The sequence below is a fragment of the Pseudomonas spirodelae genome (genome assembly GCF_034653255.1).
Taxonomy (GTDB): Bacteria; Pseudomonadota; Gammaproteobacteria; order Pseudomonadales; family Pseudomonadaceae; genus Aquipseudomonas; species Aquipseudomonas spirodelae.
Map to the genome: position 1 here is coordinate 139300 of NZ_JAYEET010000012.1, position 6932 is coordinate 146231.

8 protein-coding genes and 1 pseudogene are annotated in these 6932 nt (G+C 61.5%); 4 read left to right on the forward strand and 5 right to left on the reverse strand.

The window, feature by feature from the left end; translation table 11 throughout:
• Nucleotides 1-1459: 1459 nt before the first annotated feature.
• The 3 genes and pseudogenes from SOP97_RS04925 to SOP97_RS04940 form a co-directional block, all read right to left on the reverse strand.
• Nucleotides 1460-3250, reverse strand: coding sequence for a DUF927 domain-containing protein (locus SOP97_RS04925; RefSeq protein WP_322948426.1), 1791 nt, complete (start codon nt 3248-3250; stop codon nt 1460-1462).
• Nucleotides 3247-4244, reverse strand: a pseudogene (locus tag SOP97_RS04930) (toprim domain-containing protein). Before SOP97_RS04930 ends, SOP97_RS04925 begins: the two are co-directional and overlap by 4 nt.
• Before the next feature lie 5 nt (nt 4245-4249).
• Nucleotides 4250-4570: a hypothetical protein gene (locus SOP97_RS04940; protein WP_322948428.1), complete on the reverse strand. Its 321-nt coding sequence runs from the start codon at nt 4568-4570 to the stop codon at nt 4250-4252.
• A 494-nt stretch (nt 4571-5064) separates the two neighbouring features.
• Here SOP97_RS04940 and SOP97_RS04945 point away from each other — a divergent pair, with 494 nt between their 5' ends.
• Entirely contained in the window at nt 5065-5337 is a 273-nt protein-coding gene (locus SOP97_RS04945) for a BrnT family toxin (RefSeq protein ID WP_274086984.1), read from the forward strand.
• Nucleotides 5318-5623, forward strand: coding sequence for a BrnA antitoxin family protein (locus tag SOP97_RS04950; protein WP_274086983.1), 306 nt, complete (start codon nt 5318-5320; stop codon nt 5621-5623). The genes SOP97_RS04945 and SOP97_RS04950 overlap by 20 nt, the downstream gene beginning before the upstream one ends.
• Nucleotides 5624-5732: 109 nt before the next feature.
• On the opposite strand, the gene SOP97_RS04955 is transcribed toward SOP97_RS04950, so the two are convergent.
• A complete protein-coding gene (locus SOP97_RS04955) occupies nt 5733-6110 on the reverse strand; it encodes a hypothetical protein (RefSeq protein ID WP_322948429.1) in 378 nt (125 codons plus the stop codon).
• A complete protein-coding gene (locus tag SOP97_RS04960; RefSeq protein WP_322948430.1) occupies nt 6111-6329 on the reverse strand; it encodes a helix-turn-helix transcriptional regulator in 219 nt (72 codons plus the stop codon).
• An 84-nt stretch (nt 6330-6413) separates the two neighbouring features.
• Here SOP97_RS04960 and tnpA point away from each other — a divergent pair, with 84 nt between their 5' ends.
• A complete protein-coding gene (gene tnpA, locus SOP97_RS04965; protein ID WP_322948156.1) occupies nt 6414-6731 on the forward strand; it encodes an IS66-like element accessory protein TnpA in 318 nt (105 codons plus the stop codon).
• A 5-nt stretch (nt 6732-6736) separates the two neighbouring features.
• A partial coding sequence (tnpB, locus tag SOP97_RS04970; RefSeq protein WP_322948431.1) for an IS66 family insertion sequence element accessory protein TnpB occupies nt 6737-6932 on the forward strand: 196 nt, incomplete at its 3' end.

The window sequence follows — 6932 nt, forward strand, 5'->3', positions numbered from 1 at the left end:
GCTTCCTCATACGCTCATGCGGGCCCGCGATTGTAGAGGGCGAGAGCGATCACATCCGATTCGATACCTATTAGAGAGTTGTTGTCGAGCTGAATACAGGGCCAAGAGCTCCAATTGGCAGCGTCTCCGCCTGCTCCTCAATCCGGCCGGCCATAAGCATGTCAGTCCGGCTTGGATAATGACGCAGTGAATCGCCCCTACTTTCGTAGATACATGTAAGCCTCAATAGAGGTCTTCAAACGCTGCGGCACTGTTCCTTTTCGGCTGCGCCCGCCTGCTACGGACAGGCCGCTATTGGCCGATTTCTGCCTGTCGCTACCGGCAACTATGAATCGTTCTTTGCTGGTCATAGCCACGCAGCGTGATGGTCAAATCCGATGCAAGCGGGTGGTCAAGTCTGCGCAATTACCCAGCGCGCTTGCGTGTGCGTAGGGGTGTTAACTCGGGTGTTAACACCGTTTCCAATTGGCGGCCCAATGCGTCGTTTTGCTGGATGGCACTGTGGATACCTCAGGCCATGCGCTGTTGCTGCGGTACACACTCCACCAGGCGTAAACGGGCCGGGCGTATGCCCTCTCGTACCAGTTAACAGTCCCCGCGCGTAAGGGGTGTTTCCTTAGGTGCTAACAGCGTTTCCAATTCAGTGCGGCCACTACGGTTTTCCCGTCGCTATACCATGGGCGTGAGGTCATACCGTTGGCGCAACTCAGCACCAGCAGGGCAGTACCGCCCCACAGGTGCATGGCACGCACGGCACGGCATCAGGTGGTGATGGAAGGCGTCACGCGCAGCCAGCCATTCAGGCGAGGCCGTAACAGCAGTTTGAATTAAGTGCTGCGGCTGTTCGGGGGCTTCCTCAATTTGAGGGAGTGTCACCATTCTCTGACGTTGGTTAGATGCCCTCAGTTTCGGGGGTATCTCTGCCGGGTGATCCACCAATGGTGGACGGTCCCTTGCCAGCATTCGCTCGGTTCTCGCTTGCTGGTGCTGCTCCAGGTGTACGCCTGGCAAACGATCTGTGCGCGCCACGCTTTCACTCACTACAAAACGTGGCGCGGGCACTTTCTCCAGTTCGGTAAACAGTCCAGAAAGCAGGCTCATTGCGTAGCCTCGCACCGTGAAAACACACATATACATGTGCGTCTGGTTTCAAAAACACCGGCAACAGTGGCAACAGTGGCAACAACCGCTCTAGAACGGGCCTTCCAGGCGTTGCCAAACCCTCGTTTTTGTTGCCAGTGCTTTTTTACCGGCAACTGTGATAACCAAAGTGCGCAGTAGTGGCAGGCTCTTATATTCAGAATCGAGTTTGTGTTGCCACCTGTTGCCACTTCTTTTATTAGGTGGCAACGGCTGAAAGCCCCGCCCCGCAAGGCCGTTGCCGGTGTTGCCACTGTTGCCAGTGATTTTAGGTTCCTGTGTAATTGTGTTTGCAGGCTAAGGGCTGTTTTGGGTGCATTCATACCCCAGCCCCCTCGGTATCTATCGCCACTGGGTCGATCACATACAGCCGCGATTGGCCGCCACCAGGTAGCCGGTAGTTTTTGGTTTTGCGGTCGGTATCGCGCCCGGCGATTGCCCCGGCCCCGTCCAATGCCTTGACCACTCGGCTCAGGCCATACCCGTGCGCGGCCTCAATTAGCGCAGCCCTGTTGAACAGGTACAGCCGCTTGGTGCCTGCCAGTTCCCAGAAGCCGGCCCGGTTGATTACCTTGGAGTCTGTCGCGTGGTCATCCACGTCAGAGAAGCGGCTGCTGCCGTGCTTGTCGATAAAGTCCAGAATGCCGGCCAGTATTTGGCGATCCTCGGCATTGCCGCTGCCGACTCGGCTCAGCCACTCGCCATACAGCAACTGGCAATCGGCCAGGGCGCTACTCTGGGGCCATGGCAGCAGGCCATATGCAATCGCCATTTCCCCAGCCAGGGCGATCACGGCGAAGCGATCCGCCACGCGCCCGGCTTGGGCGTTGTCTTCCACGAACTGGCCGCGCACCTGGGCGAAGTCTTGCAGCAGGCCGGGACGGTCGTCGTCCTTTAGCAGCCGCTCAACAAATGCCGGGCCTAAGTGGCCGTGCTGGTGAGCCACCGCGACGGTCAGCAGGCGGTGGAAGTCGGCACCCTCCAGGCCGTGCAGTTGGTCAAAGGCGCGGTGTGTGCGTGTACCGGCGTTCACGTCCACCATGCGCAGCTCAGCACCAGCATGCGCGGCGTTGCCGGATATAGCGGCGTGCTCCGATAACGATCGTTCGCCACTGGACAGCGCCAGCAGCCGCCACGTCAGCTTGGGGCGGCCTTCACGCTCGCGGGTCATGGTGCCCTTACCTTGCCCGTTAGCGAGGGAGTAGGCCATGGCCTGTACCTGCTTTGGATCGGCGCGTTTGATTTCATCCAGCGGCAGGATGGTGTCATTACGGCTGGCCGCTTCAATCTCAAGTCCGCCCTTGCTCATATCCCAGCTGGCAGCAAACACACCGGGATCACCCCACACCGACGATCCGACCAGCTGCGCCAGGGACTTACCGCTGGAGCTGTCGCCCACCAGGTGAACGCCTCCGCCGACCACCCCGACCAGGCTCAGCAGCGGCCCCGCCAGCGCACAGCCAATGGCCAAGGTCAGTACCGGATTGCCCGCGCACTTGGCGGCCACCTCGGTTTGCCATTGCTCAAGCGTGCCGCTGGTGCTGTACAGGTTGATGCTGCGTGCGCCGGCCTGATAACGCACGGTGTCGCTACCTATGGTGCGCTGGGGCAGCACGAATGCCCCGGAGGCGTGCCAGCCTGGCCGCGCCGTGGTGATAATGGTTTGTTCGGGGCGCTGCTCCAGCAGGTACTCCATGAACTGACCGCGCTTGCGTGGAGCGATGATGGCCCCCATGCCGAACAGAGCGCGGCGTGCGTCTTCACCGCTCCCGCCAAACACCTCCATTGGAATGATCCATTCCTTGGCACCGCTGTTGGTCAGCAGGCGCAGCAATCGGCCCTCGCTACCGTCGTCGCTGTTGGTGGTGCGCGCGGTCACGATCACGGGTGTGGCCAGCCAGTCGTCAGTGATGGGGCGGGTGGTTTCTTCGCTGTCGTCATCACCCACGGCGGCACGCTTGAAGCCGTGCCAGTACACGCCCGGGCGCAGCTTGCGGCCCGCCTCATTCGTTACCCAGTGCTCATACACGCCCCAGCATGGCCGCTCGGGCAGGATGCTTGGCGACGTGGGCGAAGGCACCAGGGATAAGGTCGGTTCGGCGGCGCTCATTGGGCGGCCCTCCAGTTGGCCAAGTCGTTAAAGTCGGTTAGGTCTGCGGGGGCGTCTTGCGGCCACAGCGGGAAGACCACCAGCCCACCCACTGCCACAGCGGCGGCATTGGCAGCCATGCGCCCTGGGTTGCCTTCGGTCTGGCGGTCGTCGTCGCCCGCGATGATGAGCGAGGCGTGCGGGTGCTTCTCTCGCAGCGCCAGCGCCGCTGGCCTGAGGTTGCCGGCATTCATCGCGCAGGCCACAGCGGCCCCGGTGTCGGCGTGGATCGTCGCGCCGGTTGCCCAGCCCTCGCAGACGTACAGCGGCGCACCCGGTGTGATAACGCCCAGCGGCGAATAGCACCCGGTGACTATCCCTCCACTCAGGAAGCGCTTACTACCGTCCAGGTAGATGCGTTGAAGGTTGGCCAACACGCCATTGCGCACCAACGGCACCAGCAGGGCGTCACCGCGCTGACGTAGGCCGTGGGTGCGTAGCCCTTTGCGGGTCAGATACGGGTGCTGCGGATCAGCGCGGCGAGCGTCACGCCACAGGCGATTGGCATATTCAGCCGCGGACTGCTGGCGCTGGTGCTGCTCGGCTTGGCGCTGGCGGCGTGCCTGCTCGATGCGCTGGCGCACCTGCTCGGCTTCCCTGGCGTCCACTGGCTCACGGCTACACCAGGTGTGCGCGCTGCCGGTCTTCCAGCTGCCGAACGCACCTGAGGCGATGCCATCCAGGTACAGCACATACCAGCCGTTAAGGGTGCCGGCCTTATCGCCCGGAACGTGAAAGCGTTGAATGCTGCCGTCTGCAATGGGTAGCCAATCAAGCAGGCCGAATGTGCTTTGCATGGCATCACGGAATGCGATTACACCGTCCATAGCAGCACCTCGATAGCAGCCATTAGCACCAGGTCAGCGCCCAGCGGTTGCAGCGCCAGCAGAAGAGCGTGGGCTTTCTCCAGGCAAGCCGATCCCGTCGGCGCAAATGCACCGTTTTGAATTTGCATGGGGGTTACTCCTTGGCCGTCGTGGCGGCTTGGTGCTCGGCTCGGCGGCGCAGGGTCACGGCGATAGCTTCGGCGCAGGCGCGTAGCTCGTCGGTACTTGCGTGCAGGTCGGGGCCGGCGAGTGATTCCAGCATCTGCGCAACAGTCATAACGCAAGCATTCGGTGCTATCGGAGTGAAGCGCAACGCCCCGCACGCGTCGTAATGGAATATCCAGCGCTGGTCGGGTTTGCCTCGCTTGGGTATCAGATCGTCAGCAGCGACGCATACCTCGCTATTTAGTAAGGCGCGCAGCATTTGCGTGGCGTCTTGCTTTGGCTTGTTCATACGGCACCCCCTGCTGATTCAAGGGCGCGGGCCTTTGCCATGTGGTGGTTGTAGCGGGCAAGGCGCACGGACAGGGATGAATCAGCGCGTAGGGCGGCAAGTGCCATTGCTCGAAAGGCTGCGGCGTGTGGTGCGGACGGATTGAGGGCGTGCGAATATTTCATGGGTGGTGCTCCTACTGTTGTGGAGCTGCCACGAACCGTCGCCAAACGATTATGGGTGGCAGCTGTGCGCAGGTTGGCGAACCGGGACAGTAGGCACCCGGCAGACCCGAGGGTCTCCCACGCAAAGCCGCCATAACACAAAACGGCGGGCACAAAAAAAGCGCCGGCTGTTTGGGATGGGGCGCTTGTGCGCCTACTGGTGTTCGAGTCGCCAAACCCGGTCGCTGATTTTGCAGCGACAGGCGCACGATAACGCCGATGCGCCAGCTTGGCAATGGTGGGGAATGCTTGGGCGTTGTCAGGCTGAATTAGTGTAGCTACAATAAATCCATGCAAATCACCTACGATCCCGCCAAATGCGAGCGCAACACAGCCGAGCGTGGGTTGTCTTTCGAGCTGGTGCGCGCCTTCGATTGGTCGGCGGCCTTGGTGCTTGAGGATCAGCGAAACGACTACGGCGAAAGACGCTTTCAGGCGCTGGGCTTTATCGGTGATCGGCTTTACATGCTGGTGTTCACGCCGCGCCCGGGTGCGGTTCACGTCATCAGCTTGCGCAAGGCAAACAAGCGGGAGGTAACAGGCTATGAGCAAAGTCAGGTCTGAACAGGCGCGCACCGATAACCCCGTATGGGGTGCGGCAGAGTTCGCCAAGGCAGAGCGGGCCAGCGATGTGCTGGGCGAGTTGTTCGGCGCTGAGCAAGCGGCGGCCATGCTCAAGCCCAAGCGCGGGCGCCCGGTTGCGGCGGCGCGCAAAGAGCTGGTTAGCGTGCGGTATGACGCCGAGGTGCTGGCCGCCTTTCGGGCATCCGGCCCCGGCTGGCAGGCCCGCTTAAACGCGGCCCTGTCGGACTGGTTGAAGACGCACAAGCCCGAAGACGTGGCAGCATAGGCGGCGTCACCGGCTACGGTCGGCAGGAATCTGGAACCCTTCACGGTTGATCCAGTAACGCGGGTGTAACGGTTGCTAGCCGATACCCCGCGTTTTTTATTGGGCGCTGTCATGCGGCCACCTTCTTGCCCTTGCGGGCAAACATCATGGTGAGCACCTTGTCAGCCTGCTCATGCTGGCTTGCTGGCAGGCGGTAGCGGGTCACGCCGCACGGGGCACCCCAGTGGTTCGCGGCCTTTTCCGGCATGTGCTCGAAGGTCAGCCCGTATTGGCTTTCCAAGGCTGGGATCGTCGAGTTAAGGCAGGTGTCCCCGACCTTGCGGGCCGCCTCAAATCTGTTGAGCGTGTCGAAGTGGCGAACGTAGACCAGGACGCGAGCAATCTTGCTTGGCGCTGTGCTCAGCAGTTCGGCGGGCGTGGGGGCGGTGGTGGTATTCTTGCCGTGCGACTGGCTGCGTTTCTCTTCGGGGATCGTGGCCTTTTTCATTTAAGCCACCTCGCGCTGTGCGGCCAGCGAGTCACACCATGCGACCACCTCGGCTTCGATCCAGGCAACAGACTTGGGGCCAAGGGTTACTTGAGCGGGGAAGGTGCCAGCGGCAATGCGCCGGTAAATCTCGGACGTGGAAAGGGTGGTCAGCTTTTCCACTTCGGTACGCTTGATAAAGCGGCGGGGGAATTGGGTGGGGGGTAAGCGTCCAGCCAAGTCACCTTCCGAACACCAGCATTAAGGGCGATGGTGTCCGCGTATTTTTAAGCGGACGCGATAGCCCTTATCGCCGGGATTTCCATGCGCCAACGAAGCTCTTACCCCAAACCATTCAAGGCCCAGGTTGTTCAGGAGTGCCTGCAACCCGGTGCGAGCGTCTCCAGCGTGGCCATCCGCCACGGCATCAACGCCAACGTCATTCGCAAGTGGCTACCGCTTTATCGAGATCAACTGCCAGCGGCGTTGCCGGCGTTCGTTCCTGCGAGGGTTACGCCCAAACGACCAGCTGAAGCAGTGGTGATTATCGAGCTACCGCTGGGCGAGCAATCGGTCACGGTGAAATGGCCAGCCTCCGATCCTGAAGGATGCGCCCGCTTTGTCCGTGGGCTCGGCCAGTGATCCGCGTGGATAGTATCTGGCTCGCCACCGAGCCAATGGATATGCGTGCTGGCACTGAAACCGCGTTGGCCCGCGTGGTGGCGGTGTTCGGTGCGGCGAAGCCGCACTGCGCCTATCTCTTTGCCAATCGTCGCGCCAACCGCATGAAAGTTCTGGTGCATGACGGCGTGGGTATCTGGCTGGCCGCACGGCGATTGAACC